General features: G+C 52.2%; 10 protein-coding genes and 1 pseudogene. 5 read left to right on the forward strand and 6 right to left on the reverse strand.

Translation table 11 applies throughout. The annotated features are described in order from the left end of the window. Nucleotides 1-863: 863 nt before the first annotated feature. On the reverse strand, nucleotides 864-1,355 hold the full coding sequence (locus ACMHXI_RS03175; RefSeq protein WP_028779821.1) for a glutathione peroxidase: 492 nt from the start codon (nucleotides 1,353-1,355) through the stop codon (nucleotides 864-866). A gap of 117 nt (nucleotides 1,356-1,472) precedes the next feature. Between ACMHXI_RS03175 and ACMHXI_RS03180 the strand changes: the two genes are divergently transcribed. Next, nucleotides 1,473-2,843 (forward strand): magnesium transporter, encoded by a 1,371-nt coding sequence (locus ACMHXI_RS03180; protein WP_028779822.1) that lies wholly within the window; start codon nucleotides 1,473-1,475, stop codon nucleotides 2,841-2,843. Nucleotides 2,844-2,953: 110 nt separating this feature from the next. Here the strand turns inward: ACMHXI_RS03180 and ACMHXI_RS03185 are convergent, their stop codons facing one another. Next, nucleotides 2,954-3,937 (reverse strand): DUF4382 domain-containing protein, encoded by a 984-nt coding sequence (locus tag ACMHXI_RS03185; protein WP_037474397.1) that lies wholly within the window; start codon nucleotides 3,935-3,937, stop codon nucleotides 2,954-2,956. Between the two features lie 514 nt (nucleotides 3,938-4,451). Between ACMHXI_RS03185 and ACMHXI_RS03190 the strand changes: the two genes are divergently transcribed. Together ACMHXI_RS03190 and ACMHXI_RS03195 are read left to right on the forward strand one after the other, a co-directional pair. Next, a complete protein-coding gene (locus ACMHXI_RS03190) occupies nucleotides 4,452-4,967 on the forward strand; it encodes a GNAT family N-acetyltransferase (protein ID WP_044734917.1) in 516 nt (171 codons plus the stop codon). Nucleotides 4,968-5,195: 228 nt separating this feature from the next. Beyond that, nucleotides 5,196-6,863, forward strand: coding sequence for a 7TM diverse intracellular signaling domain-containing protein (locus tag ACMHXI_RS03195; protein ID WP_413734027.1), 1,668 nt, complete (start codon nucleotides 5,196-5,198; stop codon nucleotides 6,861-6,863). A 93-nt stretch (nucleotides 6,864-6,956) separates the two neighbouring features. On the opposite strand, the gene ACMHXI_RS03200 is transcribed toward ACMHXI_RS03195, so the two are convergent. Continuing rightward, nucleotides 6,957-10,073, reverse strand: a complete 3,117-nt coding sequence (locus tag ACMHXI_RS03200; RefSeq protein WP_413733981.1) for an NAD(P)-binding protein — start codon at nucleotides 10,071-10,073, stop codon at nucleotides 6,957-6,959. Nucleotides 10,074-10,303: 230 nt separating this feature from the next. On the opposite strand from ACMHXI_RS03200, the gene ACMHXI_RS03205 reads away from it, so the two are divergent. Continuing rightward, entirely contained in the window at nucleotides 10,304-11,026 is a 723-nt protein-coding gene (locus ACMHXI_RS03205) for a helix-turn-helix domain-containing protein (RefSeq protein WP_413733983.1), read from the forward strand. Here ACMHXI_RS03205 and ACMHXI_RS03210 read toward each other — a convergent pair. Next, a complete protein-coding gene (locus ACMHXI_RS03210) occupies nucleotides 11,020-11,427 on the reverse strand; it encodes a hypothetical protein (RefSeq protein WP_045283550.1) in 408 nt (135 codons plus the stop codon). The genes ACMHXI_RS03205 and ACMHXI_RS03210 overlap by 7 nt on opposite strands. A gap of 317 nt (nucleotides 11,428-11,744) precedes the next feature. Here ACMHXI_RS03210 and ACMHXI_RS03215 point away from each other — a divergent pair, with 317 nt between their 5' ends. Beyond that, on the forward strand, nucleotides 11,745-12,191 hold the full coding sequence (locus tag ACMHXI_RS03215; RefSeq protein WP_037466951.1) for a GNAT family N-acetyltransferase: 447 nt from the start codon (nucleotides 11,745-11,747) through the stop codon (nucleotides 12,189-12,191). 213 nt (nucleotides 12,192-12,404) lie between these two features. On the opposite strand, the gene ACMHXI_RS03220 is transcribed toward ACMHXI_RS03215, so the two are convergent. After that, on the reverse strand, nucleotides 12,405-12,941 hold the full coding sequence (locus tag ACMHXI_RS03220; RefSeq protein WP_147289700.1) for a hypothetical protein: 537 nt from the start codon (nucleotides 12,939-12,941) through the stop codon (nucleotides 12,405-12,407). Nucleotides 12,942-13,173: 232 nt separating this feature from the next. After that, nucleotides 13,174-14,604 (reverse strand): annotated as a pseudogene (locus ACMHXI_RS03225) (PfaD family polyunsaturated fatty acid/polyketide biosynthesis protein); the annotation flags it as partial. Nucleotides 14,605-14,816: the final 212 nt, after the last annotated feature.

Genomic DNA, 14,816 nt, shown 5'->3' on the forward strand with positions numbered 1-14,816 from the left:
AAATGGCAACCCAAGGGGCTGCCATACAAGGTCGTACAAAACTGATTCGTACAAAACTAAGTCGTGCAAAGAATGAAAACCCGCTGCGCTAGCGTCGGGCCCCATCCAAGGGAGGTGATGATGAAACACTTGAAAAAGGTTCAGTTATTCAGAGTCAGCTTTGACGAAAAGTTTCCCTGGAAGAGAAATTTTTTTGCTGGCCTTGGTATGCAATGAAAGACTGGGGATAAAAAAATGGCAACCCAAGGGGCTGCCATACAAATTCGTACAAAACTAAGTCATGCAAAGAATGAAAACCCGCTGCGCTAGCGTCGGGCTCCCATCCAAGGGAGGTGATGATGAAACACTTGAAAAAGGTTCTGTTATTCAGAGTCGGCTTTGACAAAAAAGTTTCCCTGGTGGATAAATTTTTTATCTGCGACATGCCAAGCATGATTAAAGGCAGAGGGTTAAGTCCCCAAACAGCATAAAAATAGATAATAAAAATGGCAGTCCAAAGGACTGCCTAAAAAATGCAGGGGACAAAGATCTTGTGCGCTAGCTCCAGTATCTCAGTCCAAAGGGAGATGATGATGAAACCGTTAAAATAGCTTCACTTATTCAGAGCCATTCGGAGAGAAAAAGTTCAGCCATAAAGAGATTTTTCTTGGGGAGCCGGCAGGCATAAAAAAAGGCAGCCATTAAGGACTGCCTTATGATCTATCGAAGATCAATGGGGCTGCGCTAGAAGCCCCTTAGGGAGAATGATGAACATGAAAAAGTAAATTCACTGCTCACTATGTTGGAGTCTTTAGTGATGTTTTGGTTCCCCCTGAATGGCGAAAAATAATCATGTTTTTTTAATTGGTTTATTTTTCAATTGATTATTTATCCTGTAACAGCTGGAGAATCTGCTCACGCAGAGCCTCGGGTTTGGTTGTGGGAGCATAGCGCTTGATGACTTTGCCATGGCGATCGACCAGAAACTTGGTGAAATTCCATTTAATCCCTTCCGAACCCAACACGCCAGGGGCCTGTTGCTTGAGCAGTTTAAACAAGGGATGAGCATTGGGGCCATTGACTTCCAGCTTGGCAAACAGTGGGAAGCTGACACCAAAATTCAATTCGCAGAAGGACTGGATCTCCTGCTCATTGCCCTTTTCCTGAGCACCAAACTGGTTACAGGGAAAGCCGAGTACAACCAGGCCTTGGTCTTTGAATTCCTGATACAGGCTTTCCAATCCGGCATACTGAGGAGTAAAGCCACAGGCACTGGCGGTATTGACCAGTAACATGACCCGGCCTTGAAATTCACTGAGATCCGTTTGTTGTCCTTGGATATTCTCCAGTGGGATAGCGTATATTGAGTTAGACATAGTAGCTCCTTGGTTGAGGCTTTACTATATATGACAAGTTTTATTGTCAGCAATTTATTTGTGTGCAATTTAAATGTTGGCCCAAGCGCATACCAAGAAAAAAGAGAGGAGAGTTGAGTGACACAAACAGCAGCCGAGCCGGAGCTTCAACCTCAAGCAGAAGTGGGGCAGGTGGTACAGCAGTTAACGCTATTGGAGGGCGAAGCTCAGGCCGAGGTCTTTGGTGAGATCCTTGAAGAGGCCGAACCTGGCACTATAGCCTTGTTGCTGGAATCCTTGCCGCTGGATGAACGCTATGAGCGCTGGAATCAGATAGCCTTTGCCGAGCGCTCGGCTGTGCTCAGCTTGATGCGCGCCGAACCCAGGATGAGCCTTCTTAGGCAGATGTCTGTGGAAGAGGTGGATCTGTTGCTGGCGCAGCTGTCAGCTGAAGAGATGATCGAGTGGAGCGATTATCTGCCCGACAGCTTTATCGACCGCGCTTTGGCGCAAATGGGTGAGCGGCAACGCAAGCGCTACGAGCTTTATGATCAATACTCGGAAAATGAAATAGGCCGTTACACAGAACATCAGGCCTTGGTGCTCAGTAACAAAAGCCGGGTGGAACAGGCGCAGCGTTTTTTCCGCCGCATTGACTTGGATTGCTGCGAAAATCTCTATCTGGTGGATGAGGATAATCATTACCAGGGGACAGTCAGTCGCTATGAGATTTTTCGCCAGGATCCACAAACCCAGCTTATTTCGCTTATTGAACCGGACAGCCGGGTATTGTCGGCCGATTCATCCTTGATAGAGGCGGCCGAAGCGATAGAGCATAGCTCAGACATTGAGCTGCCGGTGGTCGATGAAGAAGGCACCTTAATCGGCCGCTTGACGCTGCGAACGGCAACCGCCTTGGTGCGAGAACACTATGAAGCGCGTTTGATGGCTTCGGCCGGTATGGATGAATCCGATGACCTGTTTGCGCCTATCGTCAAGGGCGCGCGTCGCCGCGCCATTTGGCTAGGGATCAATCTGCTGACGGCATTTTTGGCCTCTGCCACCATAGGTTTGTTCGAGGATGTATTGGCAAAAGTAGTGGCGTTGGCGGTATTGATGCCGATAGTGGCTTCTATGGGTGGTATTGCCGGCTCGCAATCATTGACCCTGATGATCCGCGGCATGGCGATGGGACAGATTTCCATAGGCAATCTGTTTTCCTTGATGAAGAACGAACTCGGGATAGGGGCACTCAACGGCATTCTCTGGGCCATACTCATAGGTTTGGTGGCCGGGCTCTGGTTTGACGATAACCTGATTGGTATGACGATAGCCGTGGCAATTTTGGTCAATATGCTGGTTGCGGCCTTGGCCGGGGTGGCAGTACCCATGATATTACAGAAATTCAATCAGGATGCTGCGCTTTCCGGCTCGGTGATCCTGACCACGGTCACGGATGTTGTCGGCTTCTTTACCTTCCTTGGATTGGCAACCTTACTGTATCTATAGTCGTTAGCTTTTTTATAGCGCAGCATTGACCACTTCTGCAAAGTGGGCTCAATAGAAGACAGTCAAAAGAAAAGGGAGCACAGGCTCCCTTTCACATAAGGCTTTGAAAGCTACTGGGCGACAATTGCGTTGAAATCTTGCACTGTGTCGGTTTGGTTACTCAGGGTGACCTGATGCAACTGAGGGGCTGGGTTGGGAATGATAAGACCATCATATTGCTCTGGATCGTCATTTTCCGCGCTGCAGCTGAAGGCTACTGTATAATCCCCTGCGGGAATAAAGCCAAAGGCGTATTTGCCGAAGTTACCCACTTCATACTCTACTTCGACCGAGTTGTAAGGCACTACGGCACCTTCTGGTACGGCATTCTGATTGACATCCGGATCCAGGTTGTCGGTCAGCAGTGTTGGGTCCAGATCGTGACCGGGATAGAGGTAGACAAAGTTACCGCTATCGGCAGCACATTCACCGGCGTTGAACAGGTTGATATCCACTTGGCCGGACAATGAAGCCACAGTCGCGTTGTCGACTATAGTCACGCCATGAGGCTTGAGGTTGTAACGCTGGCCATTTTGGTTCTCCACCAAACTACGGCGCAGGTCAAACTCTATGGTAAAACGCTGAACGCCGGCGCTGCCGACCTCAAAGCTGCCCAAACGCAGTTTATTACTGGGTTGTTTGAGTGGCACTTGACCGGTTTCGTCGATCACATAGCTGAGATCTGAACCGACCGATTCATCCAATACATGCAGGATGAGTTCTGAATAAGTGCCTACTTCCAACTCGGCATCGCTGAGGATGAGGGCGCTGTCGCTGCCTTGATATTCCAGCAGATCCAGTTGGCGGTAGTCCTCGCCGTTAGGTCCGGAGACCTCGAGGATGATGTTATCCTGTCCCGCCCTTACCAGCTCAATTTTGTCAAATGCCACTACCACTTTTTCGGCGCTGTCGACCGGGGCATCAGACACGGCAAAGCTGACTTTGGCGGTATCAGGCGTCGGTGTCGGCGGGGTGTCATTGTCACTACCACCACAGGCCGCCAGTAATAGGCCTGAACCGCAAAGCAGTGCAATAGTCGAGATACGATTTTTCATCTTGGTTCCTCTTGTTGTTCCCGGAGCGTGACAGCTACCCGATTACCGGGGGTTACTCAGAGAATTATGTTTGTTGTCTGCCACAAACTCCCTCAATGGGGCTAACATAAGGAAGGTGCGAACAGGTTCCATGTGTGCTCTGCGTCGGCTTACAGGCCAGGATGCAAGGCGTGGTTCGCAGTAAATGGCTCAGTCCTTTGCAAGAAGCACAACACAGCAGACTGGCCTGTAAGCCACGCCCTTCGGGGCTTTCACAGCAACCGGCTCTCTGCGTTATCCGACTTCGACAGGCCCCGGCATGCCTTCAGTCAGATGCCTTGAACGCCAATTGCTGTGTAAGCCACTCTCTACACAAAAGAGAAGGCCACGAGGACTTATTCGCACCTTCCCGAACCAATTGCGGTTTTTACCTGTAGCCATACGTTAATCTGGTTAAGCCGAGGTTAAGTTTTATGGGGGATATCCCCTTCGATAGCTCACATATCCGCCAAGTATAGTCACCAAAGGAGTATCTATGCCTAATCCAGCCCAGGAAATCACGGTTTCCCTGGCCCAAAGTCCAGATCTGATTGCTGCTGCTTGCGCTTTAGTGGACAGCCGCGATGATAATGCTCACCCCTTGGATCATCAGGCCTTTATGGCCTCTCGTGCCGTGATAGTGGCGCAAAACGGGACCGGGGAGCTGGTGGGCTGTGCTGTGATTAAGGCCGGGCGAGGAGATATCGCCGAGCTTGGGTATTTAATGGTGCATCCTGAGTACAGACGGCGGGGGATTGCGGCGGCCTTGACGCGAAAGCGGATCCAAATCGCCCGGGAAATGGGGATTCGGCTATTGTTTGCTACAGTTAGAGAAGAGAATCGTGCCAGTCGTGACAACTTGCTCAAGTCCGGGATGCAGTTTTGGGGTAATTATCTGAGTATCAGGGGCACAGGCAATACCGTGGGTTGGTACTTTTTAGTGTTGGATGACCAAGTGGATGTCACTACAGAAATGCTCAAGTTGGTAGGGGATAGGGTCAGAATCGACTGAATTTACACTTTTTTGTCATCAGCTCGTGGCAAACTTGCGTTTCCTGACAGAATTTTGTCACGAATGCCGTGAGCCAGATTGCAAAATGCCATTAGCCGAAATAGAGTTAAATCACCAACAATAAAAATAGATTCAGTGCCTTGGGCGTTTTTGTGCTCAGGGATAAGGATACGGCCATGGTCTTGGACGGAAATCGATTTGCCGACAGACAAACGTTCGCCCTTCAATATGGATAAACACCCAGGTTACCTTTTCAGGCTACTGCTTGCGTTTGTTCTGCTCCAGTTCAGTGTTGGTGCCTGGGCCGCTCAGGTGCTCGACAACAGCTACATTCTGAAGGCTGAGCCACAACAGCTGGCTCCGACCTCATTCGAGGGGGTACCTGCCTGGATCCGAGCTCAACAGGAAACCAGCCTGAGTTTGAGTGGTGGCAGTTACTGGATGGTGAACCCTTTGCGGGTGGCCAGTCGTGAACAGACTTGGGTCATAGACGTACGCAACTCCATCATAGAATCCATCGACCTTCTGCTGCTTGGGCAGGATGGCAGCATGCAACAAGCCCACTCTGGCTATGATGCCGACTATCAGTATCTGTTTGATTACGGCAGGCGGTTCACCATCAAGCCGGGGATAGATTATTGGTTGGTGGTCAAGGTCGAGAGCCGTTACTACTCATCGGCACCCGAGATCCGTCTGGCACCGGAAAGGGAACACAGACTCAGTGCCGACAGGCATGCCACCGCCGTGGTGCTATGCCTCGGGGGCTTGATTTTTATCGCCTGCTATAACCTGTTCATCTTCTTTACCACCCGTGACAAGGCGTTTTTTTGGTACGGTCTTTATGTGCTGGCTTACTTCTGCGGCTGGGCCTTGACCTTCCACTTGCCGGTGCACCTGTTTCAGTTCCGTCAACTCGAGCTGCACCACCTGTTCTTTATCAGTCTGCCAATATTGAACATCTTGTTCTATAACAATTTTTTGCAGCTTTCTCTCTATTCGCCCAAGCTTTGGCGCCTCAGTCGCATCTTGCTGTGGGCCTGCGTGCTGGCTCTGCCTACCAGTATCTGGCTCTTGTCCTATACGGCGATTATTGCTTCCGTGCTTATCATGCTCTGGATTGGACTGGCGATAGTTTGCGGTAATGTCTGTCTGATGAAGGGCTTCTCGCCGGCACGCTATTTCATTATGGCTTTCAGCTGTTTGCTATTGCCGGCAATCATCATATTGCCCGGTAACATGGGTATCACCCCGGACTTCTTTGAGTATGCCGAGCTGGCGACTCTGCTGGGCGGCACTGCCGATGCTCTGCTGCTGTCCTTGGCGTTGGCAAGCAAGCTCAAACTCTTGTCGGAAGAGCGCCAGGAGTATATCCGCAAGTTGGGCATCGCTTGGGAGCGAGCCCGCAGTGATAGCCTCACAGGTCTTGCCAACCGCTTGGCCTATGATGAGAGTCTGGCGGATACTTGCCTGAGTAGTGGCATGCCCAAGCCGGGATATATGTTGGTATTGCTGGATATTGAGGGGCTGAAACGGGTCAATGACACCCTGGGGCATGGGGAAGGGGACAGATTGCTGCTGGCGGTAGCCGAAGAACTAAAGAGCTGGTCTGTGGCCAAGTTAAAGCCTTTTCGTATCGGTGGCGATGACTTTGCTTTGCTGCTGCCGGAAGCCGAGGCGCAGCAACTGCAGAACTTACTGCCGAGGCTGGAGCAGCGTATTGCCAGTGAAGGTTTTGCCGAGCTCTGTGTCAATCATGGCTCTGCCACCAGTATAGATAAAGAAAAGATCCAGGATTGGGTCCGCGCCGCCGACAAAGACTTGTATCAGTGCAAGAGTCTGCGTCGCCGTGAGCTGCACGCCAGACAACTGGCTGCAGCCGAAGGCCTGCCCCGCTGAACTCACGGGGCTAATTTCGGGACTAATTCCTGGGCTAAATCAGGAGCAAGTCCAAAGCTGAGTCGAACAGGCTAAATCTCGCCTGGATGCCTATCAGAAGTCTTCCTCACCCTTGATATGGCGCGGATAGCCACAGATAGCCTTGGAGGTGTGCATACCCGCCATGGTTGCGGCTTCGACGCAGCCCACATTCAGCCCTGTTTTTATCCAATCGCCGGTGACATAGAGGTTATCCAGCCCAGTACCGTCTGTGGTGATGCGAAAACGCGAGCTATCTTTCACCGACAACACATACCGCTCGGACGGGTCGACATTGGCACGCCAGTATTGGCTGTCAAAGCGCTGTTGTCCTTGACGTTCCTCTGGGTCGTGCAGCCAATCCCAGACAAAGCCATTTTTGGCTTCCGGCCAGAGATTGCCTATTTGATGCTCGAGTTGCCCCAGAGCCCCGGACTTGGCCACGGCATTCATTTGCTGGTTAAAGTCACTCTGCTCTCTGGGTGGATATTCGGCAACCGGCAGCGCCGAGCAGAAGTAACTGGCATTTTTGACGCTGCCTATCGGCCAGCTTTCTTTGTCAATCAATTGATCCATACTGGCCCAGGTGTCATATGGCTCGCTGAAGGCCGACAGCACAGGCTCTTCGCCGGAAGCCGGAAAAAGCTGCCAGCCAAGGCCGTTGAGATCTGTGTTGAGCCACAGTTGATAGGCCTGGGTCGCCACGGTTTGCACCTTGGCCACAGCTTGGGATAGCGTCGGACTTTGGGTCATCACCTCTTTAGCCACATGAGGAACGGCTCCTATGGATAGACCGAAGATCACCTTGTCAAAATCAATCCCCTTACGCAGCTGTTTCACCGGCAGAGTGTGACCGGTTTCTTGCTGGTACAGCTGCGGCCAATCACTCCAGAAGTGTTCCAGGTTGACCCGGTTTTCGGCAATTAATCTGGCTTGAGTTTCTTCCAGTTGTGATAGCAGAGGCTCGCTTGGCCAGCAGCCGAGTCCTTTGACATCCACCAGCGGCTGATACTCGCTGAGTCCGGGTTTGAGGCTGGCCTGCTCCATTATCTCTATGCTGCTGACGGATTGCCCCTGACAATGCAGCTGTTGTACCTGATGGAAGAAGTGAAAATTCACTCCGCGGCGTTTCAGTACTTCATAGTAGGGGGTGAATACTGTGTCGCCCATACCGGCCTGCATTTTCCACATCACGCCCCCTTGGTAGCAGAGGGCAATTCGCAGCATGGAACGGATTATGGTGCCGGCTTCCACATTGGGGCGGGAGAAATCGCCCTGCTCGTAGGCAAACACCAGATCGTAGAAGCCCCTGACCGGTGCTGAATCGACGGTGTAGCGCTCGCTGGCGCCATGGCGACGCAGCCATTCGCGGTAGTCATAGCCGTTGATAACATCGAATCCGCCCTTGAATACCCCATCGACAAACATCCCCTTGAGTATGGTCAGACCGAGGTCGGCACCTATGTAGAGGCGCCTGAGCTCGTCATTGCCACTCAAGTGATCGCCAAAGCGGCGGTTGAGACGCTGATGCAGTATATCGACGGCACTCTCGATTAGGCCATCGTCCTCGACCGTGTCGTGGTGATCGTCACACTCCTGGCCTATCAGCTGGTTGAAGCGGCACTCCAGCTTATCCCCCAGGGTTTCCAGGCTATCTTTGGCGTCATCCAGCGCCTCTTCGATGCGATCGTTCAGACGTTCAAACCAGTCGCGGGAGAACCAGTCTCTGGGGCTATCCTTGGCCACGGCCTCATCGACTTCATCCATCTGTTTTAACCATTGACGGATCCAGTAGAAGGCCGCCTTGACCAATTTCCACAGCGTCAGGGTTTCTGTACTGTCGCCGGGGATACCCGGCATAGGCGGGAACTCTATGGGCCAGCTCAGGCTGCGACCTTCTATCTGCTCCTGCAGCACAATGAAGTTATGGGGCTTGAAGGCTTCGACAAAGCTGGCCAGCGGCGCGTCATCCGCTCGCCCCAGTTCTTCATAGGCTTTGCGCATCAGAGCGGCGGCATTTTGGTAGAAACCAAACCAAATATGCAGCCCATGCTCTTCGATACGATCCCCCATAGCGGCATTGCGCCCGGAGGCTCCCTTGCCACCAATGCGCCAGCCCTGTTGATAGATATCTATCTGGTACCGGTTTTGCCAGCCAGGTTGTTCGGTCAGGCACATGGCAGCGGTAATGGCGGCAACGCCTCCACCGAGAATGGCAATTTTCTCTTTTTTGACCACAGAGTTGTCCACCAACACTTCGCCAGGCGGTACCTCAAAGTCAAAGTTCACATGGTAGGGCAGCAACACCTGCTGCTCGCCGAGTTGTACCCCCAGGGTTTCGGCCAGCGGGAAGCTGTCGTTGGCAAAGACGGTGGCCACCAGGGAGTTATCCAGCAGCGACAGATGATGCACCTTGTTGACTCTGGCCGGCGCCTGCAGCAGCGCCTGATATACCGCCTTGGTGCCGGAAGCGTCGGGGAACTGCTTCAGGAAAACCTGCTCCACCGCCGGTTTGAACAGCAGTTCGAATACCTGCTCGGCTCCAAGAGCATCCAGATCGGGAATAAAGTCGGTTTGGGCCTGAATAAAGTCCCAGGTTTGGCCTATGGCTTCCAGTGGCGAGAGGGCATTCTCCTGCTGCGGCCTACATTTAACCTGGAGCAGTGGTGCCATTGCCAGTTCGGCATCCGGGGAAAATTTTTGAAAACTCTTGGCCGACAACGACAGTTCTGTCAGCGGCTCATCTACGCCAGGCATCCGGTATTCGCAGGCGTATTTGGGATAACCAAACAGCTCACGGCCATTGATCAATGCCATGGCATCATTGACCCAGATATGCAGCGGCTGAAACAGGATTTCGCTGATTTCGCCGGAATCTGGATTGGCCTGTTTACCCACCATCACCCAGGTGATGATATCGGTTTCCTGGATCCAACCCTTGTTGCGATCCACCTCGACACTGGAATAAGCCTTGGCGATTTGAGTGAAAGTTGTCAATACATAAGGGGACAACACCTTGAAATACATCTTGTTGTTGGCGACCCGGTTCAGGGTTTGATCGACACTCTGTTGCAAATTGGCAAGCTTGCCCTTGAGGAAAAAGCCGTACATATCGGCCTGGGTTAACACCAGAGGAGAGTGCATAAGCACTGAGCCGGGAGGGTAGATAAAGTCGGGGCGTTGTTCGTTCATGGCGACCATCCTTGTGTACTGACGTTTGCCAGATTTATCTGGCTGAATTAACTGAATAAACCTAGCGTATATTCAGGCATCTTACAATTGCGGTCCTGTTGTCTGTGGTTTGCTCTTTGTTGGGGAATCTTAAACCAAGCCCGCTTGAGCGAAAGGGGGCGTCGCCGCTATGCTTGCGTTCCGGGCATGAGCCGGAAGATTGTGTCAAGGCAAGGATATAAGGGAAAGCGATGCGGCATTTATTGAGACACTACAGTGAAAGCGACGCCACAGGGTGCCATAGCCACGATATCGGTCAGCTTATCTATCTGCATCATGGCGCGATTTTGCTGGAGAGTGGCCAAGCCGAGTCCTTGCTGCTCAGCGGTCAACTCCTGTATCTGCCGCCCGGGTGCGAGCATGCTCATAGATTGCTGAAACATACACGCTGCAGTTTATTCTATTTTCGTCCCGAGGTATTGCCGCAGCATTGGCAGTCTCATGGATTGCATCAAGGACCTGCACCCATGAGCGTCAGTCCACTGTGGTCGGCGCTGCTGCAAAGACTGGAAACTGTCACTGAAGACAAGGAGGCCGCCTATCTTGAAGTGCTGCAGGATAATCTGTGTCAGCTTCAGCCTCAAGGCCGGCTCGAGCCGCTTTACCAGAGTCTGGACCCCAGGCTATTGCCAGTTATCGAAACCATGCAGCGTTCACCCAATCTTAAGCTGCGTCTAGAGGATTTTTCCAAGCACTGCGGCGCTTCCGAGCGGACGCTGAATCGCTTGTTCCGTGTGTGCCTGGGGGTGAGCTTTAAGGACTGGCGCCGTCGTAGCCTTATGCTCGAAGCCCAGCGCCGACTGCGGCAAGGGCAGCCGATGACACAGGTGGCTTTGGAGCTTGGCTATCAGAATCTCAGTGCGTTTTCGGCGGCTTATCACAATTTCTTCCGGCGCCAGTCATATCCTCAGTAGCTCTGCGCCAGCCGCTTGGCGCTATCATCGCCGCTTAACACACAACTCATCTCGTCAGTGCGGATAATACGTTCGGCCTCGAATTGAAACAGGGCCAATACTCTGATGCTGAATCGGCTGCCATCGGCTTTCTCTCCCGCCACTCTATGACAGGAAAACACCTTTTGCTGCTGACAAATAAGCTGCTCAAAGCCGATCTCGCTAATTTTTACCTGGCTTCTGAGCCAGTGAATGTGAGCACAAAAGGCCCGGTAATCCAGCTCCTTACCATCTACCCACTGACGATATTCCGGATGAAAGTCCTGCGTTAATGCCAGTTGCCAATCGGCGCGGGTCAGCACTCGGCCCAATATCTGTTGCACTCTGCCGGCTAACAATTTCTCTTTGGGATCCAGCTTCATTTTCGGCTCCTTGTTGGTCTATCCCGGGGAATGTCCCGGTTAAGCTTTTCTGTTAAGCAACACCATGGTGCCGCATCAGGCTGGGTGCTGCTTTGGTATTGGCGCCAACTTGTGTGGTTTTCACGCCATAATGTGCTGGCGATGTCCAAGGAATATGGTGCTTGGTGAAGATGACAATGCCGGTGCCAGTGCCAGTGCCTTAATCGTTTCAAGGCAACCTGACTCTCGGCAACTGGAGCTCGGCAACTGGACAGTCACCTTAAGTTGGCGCTAATTTGAGCACTATGAAGAGAGTCTTTTTAGCTGCAAGCGCGAGCATGAGCATAAACATACGCACCGCCAGGTTAAGCGATATCCCCGCCATGATGTCACTGAGGTTGAATGTGAGCGAAAATCGCCTGCAGGATCCCGGGCGGATCACTCATGCCTGTTATCTCGGTTACCTGAGCGGCCGGCGGCGAAGCTGGGTTGCCGAGACTGACACACAACTGCTTGGCTTTACCTGTGCCGATCGTGATGATGCCAGAATTTGGGCGCTTTTTATCGCTCAAGAGGCGGAAGGAAAGGGCATAGGTAAGGCCCTGTTACAGCAAGCTGTTGACTGGCTCCACGCCGGTGGCTGTAGCAAGCTGCAACTCAGTACCGAGCCGGGTACCCGCGCCGAAGGCTTCTATCGCCATCTCGGCTGGCAATCCTTGGGGCTTACCGAAGATGGCGAGCTGCATCTGCAGCTTATCCCCCAGAGTCATCAGCCTTGCGGCTAACTACTGTGGACTTTCGTCTGTGCTAAAAGGCTTTCTCGGATGTCCAGTCCTTCACAGTATTCAGGCAGCCCACCTATCTATAATTCGTTATTAGCTGAGCTTAAAATCAGTACTGAATGTCGGTTTTGTATTCTTCATATCTGCCACCTATTTGCGAGAAGTCAATCTATCACATTGTCTATTTAGATGGCCAAATTCACTATGCCATTACGATTATCTCGTGACTGTACTATCAACAAACTTAACATGGCGTGATACAACACAATCGATATTATATGAGGTCGGCGCAGCTCTTCCCTTAATAGAGAAAAGGGTACTTCTACCGGGCTGGAGTTTTAGTACTTTTGTTTGTCTATCCCAGATTTGCTTTTCCATTCCCAGCTTGTAATATTTGAATGTAACTGTAATGGTCGTAACATAAGTGGAGTATGCACTTATGTTCTGAATAACACCACTGTAAGAATCTCTATTGCATTGAGTATTGTAAATGGATATTGCATCACCGGCATCCATAGTGTTGACAGGAACTTTTTCATTTTCCAAATAATACTCTGCTAATGGCATTGTTGGTTTATATGTCATGCTTGGGGGATTTGGTTGATATGTTCCTTTTGATTTGTTCCCTTCATCGCAAGGAAATTGAGAGTAGCTGGTAATGCCATTGATTTCACACTTATATATTTCCGCGTGAACTATATTAGCTATAAACAGTGAGGATGTTGTTGCTAGTAATATTGTGCTAATTCTCATGAATTCCCTTTCTAAAACTACCTCTCATGTGGTTAACTTATGATAGGCATAGACCTTAAATTTAAAAAGAAAATTTTATATTTTTATCGTTTGAGTGGAAGTTATAAAGGCGGATGATTGTACCTCTAAATGCAAACTAAAACTCAGAATTGCACCGCAAGCAGGCAGAGTGCCCGTTTGCGGTGCATGGTAAAGAGCCTTTTAGACCTTTTTTGATGAGCCGTAATCCTGCTCAGTCCAGCGATTTCAGCGGCCGATAATGGCCCAGGCTGGATGGCAGGGCTATGCCCTGGCTTCGCAACTGGTTGACCCGGTTTTGATAGGCGGCACCTACGAGCAGTTGCAGTGCCAAGTCCACGGCGCGGCGCTGACGGTAATCATCCAGGTAGCTATCCTTGGCCCAGGCGTTGAAGGCACCCAGTGCCGGCCCGGCCCAGATCTGGTAATCCATCTCCCGACCGCTTTCCCCTGTGTTGGACCAGCGGCTCGATAGCCCCAGATACCAGCGGAAAATGAGCGCCATCTTGCGCTTTGGATTGCCCTCGGCGCGGCGAATCTGTTCGGGATCCCGCGCCATAAAGTGGGCAACCGTGCCTTGCCAGATTTCATCCAGATTGGCGCGAAACACCTTAGTTTCCAGCTTTTGGCGCTCATCGACCGGAATGGCCTCTATCGAGTCGTAGCGGCTGTAGATTTCGTAAAGCTTATTGGCTCGCATGGGGAATAGGGTGCCGCGTTTTACCACTTGCAGCTTGACGCCCATCTCAAACATATCCGCGGCCGGCGCCATGGTGACATCGGCCATTTCCACTGTCGCCAATAGCTTACGGCTGTGCTCGCTGGCACCTGCTTCGATACAGGCCTGATTGATAGAACCGGTAACGATAAAGGCGGCGCCCATATTGAAGGCCGCCAAAGCCGCATCCGGCGTGCCTATGCCGCCACCCGCTCCAACCCGGATAGGTTCTTGGTAGGCGTATTTTGCCTGCATTTGATCCCGCAAGGCGATAATGGTGGGCAGCAGGGTAACCAGAGGACGATTGTCGGTATGGCCGCCGGAGTCTGCCTCGGCGGTAATGTCGTCGGCCATGGGCACCTGCCTGGCAAGTTCGGCCTGCAGTTCAGTGATCCATCCCTGACTCAGCAGTTGCTGGAGGATTTTCTCCGGCGGCGGCGCCATAAAGTGGGCGGCGACTTCGGTGCGGCTCACCTTGGCTATCACCTTGTTGGCGATTAGGGTGTTGCCGTCACTGTCCCGGCTCAGTCCGGCCACCCGATATCTCACTATGTGAGGGGTCAGCGCCAGAAAGGCCGAGGCTTCGACTGTGCGTACCCGGTGTTTGAGATAGAGCTCGACCGCACCTTGCTCGAGTGCCGGTTCGCTGGGGCTGTGGATCAGGTTAAAGGCGTAGGGGCCGCTTGGCAGCGCCGCCTGAATTCGGCTGATGGCGGCTTCCACCCGGGAGGGCACCAGACCGGCGGCGCCGAATGAGCAGAGTATGCCGGCCTTGCCGAGGGCAATCACCAGCTCTTCGGAGGCGATACCGTTGGCCATGGCGCCGGCATAATAGGCGTACTTGACTTTGTGGCAGGCGGCAAAGGCCGGATCGCCGAGCGCTGCTGCGCTGAGTGGCGGCACCATGGCGCAAACCGGCAGTGTATTGCCGCTAGCACTCGTCTCGGCAAGCTGCGCCTGATTGGCAAACAGGATTTCACCCTTGGTTTGTCTGGCGACAAACAGCGGCTTATCCAGCGCCTTGATTGCGTTGCCGGCACAGTTATCCGTGGCCGCAAAGACATCATCACTGTTCGGGTTCAGGGCCCAGGGCCAATTGAAGCTTGTCATCTTGTTGCTCTCATTATCTGTTCGGTTGT

It is taken from the genome of Shewanella sp. BJSY2023SW005 (genome assembly GCF_047314585.1).
Taxonomy (GTDB): domain Bacteria; phylum Pseudomonadota; class Gammaproteobacteria; order Enterobacterales; family Shewanellaceae; genus Shewanella; species Shewanella algae.

Bases quoted from the DNA above. Each gene is read 5' to 3' on its own strand.
- ACMHXI_RS03215 (WP_037466951.1), top strand. From the start codon at position 11,745: ATGAGCATAAACATACGCACCGCCAGGTTAAGCGATATCCCCGCCATG.
- ACMHXI_RS03190 (WP_044734917.1), top strand. From the start codon at position 4,452: ATGCCTAATCCAGCCCAGGAAATCACGGTTTCCCTGGCCCAAAGTCCA.
- ACMHXI_RS03195 (WP_413734027.1), top strand. From the start codon at position 5,196: ATGGATAAACACCCAGGTTACCTTTTCAGGCTACTGCTTGCGTTTGTT.
- ACMHXI_RS03210 (WP_045283550.1), bottom strand. From the start codon at position 11,427: ATGAAGCTGGATCCCAAAGAGAAATTGTTAGCCGGCAGAGTGCAACAG.
- ACMHXI_RS03205 (WP_413733983.1), top strand. From the start codon at position 10,304: ATGCGGCATTTATTGAGACACTACAGTGAAAGCGACGCCACAGGGTGC.
- ACMHXI_RS03185 (WP_037474397.1), bottom strand. From the start codon at position 3,937: ATGAAAAATCGTATCTCGACTATTGCACTGCTTTGCGGTTCAGGCCTA.
- ACMHXI_RS03200 (WP_413733981.1), bottom strand. From the start codon at position 10,073: ATGAACGAACAACGCCCCGACTTTATCTACCCTCCCGGCTCAGTGCTT.
- ACMHXI_RS03220 (WP_147289700.1), bottom strand. From the start codon at position 12,941: ATGAGAATTAGCACAATATTACTAGCAACAACATCCTCACTGTTTATA.
- ACMHXI_RS03175 (WP_028779821.1), bottom strand. From the start codon at position 1,355: ATGTCTAACTCAATATACGCTATCCCACTGGAGAATATCCAAGGACAA.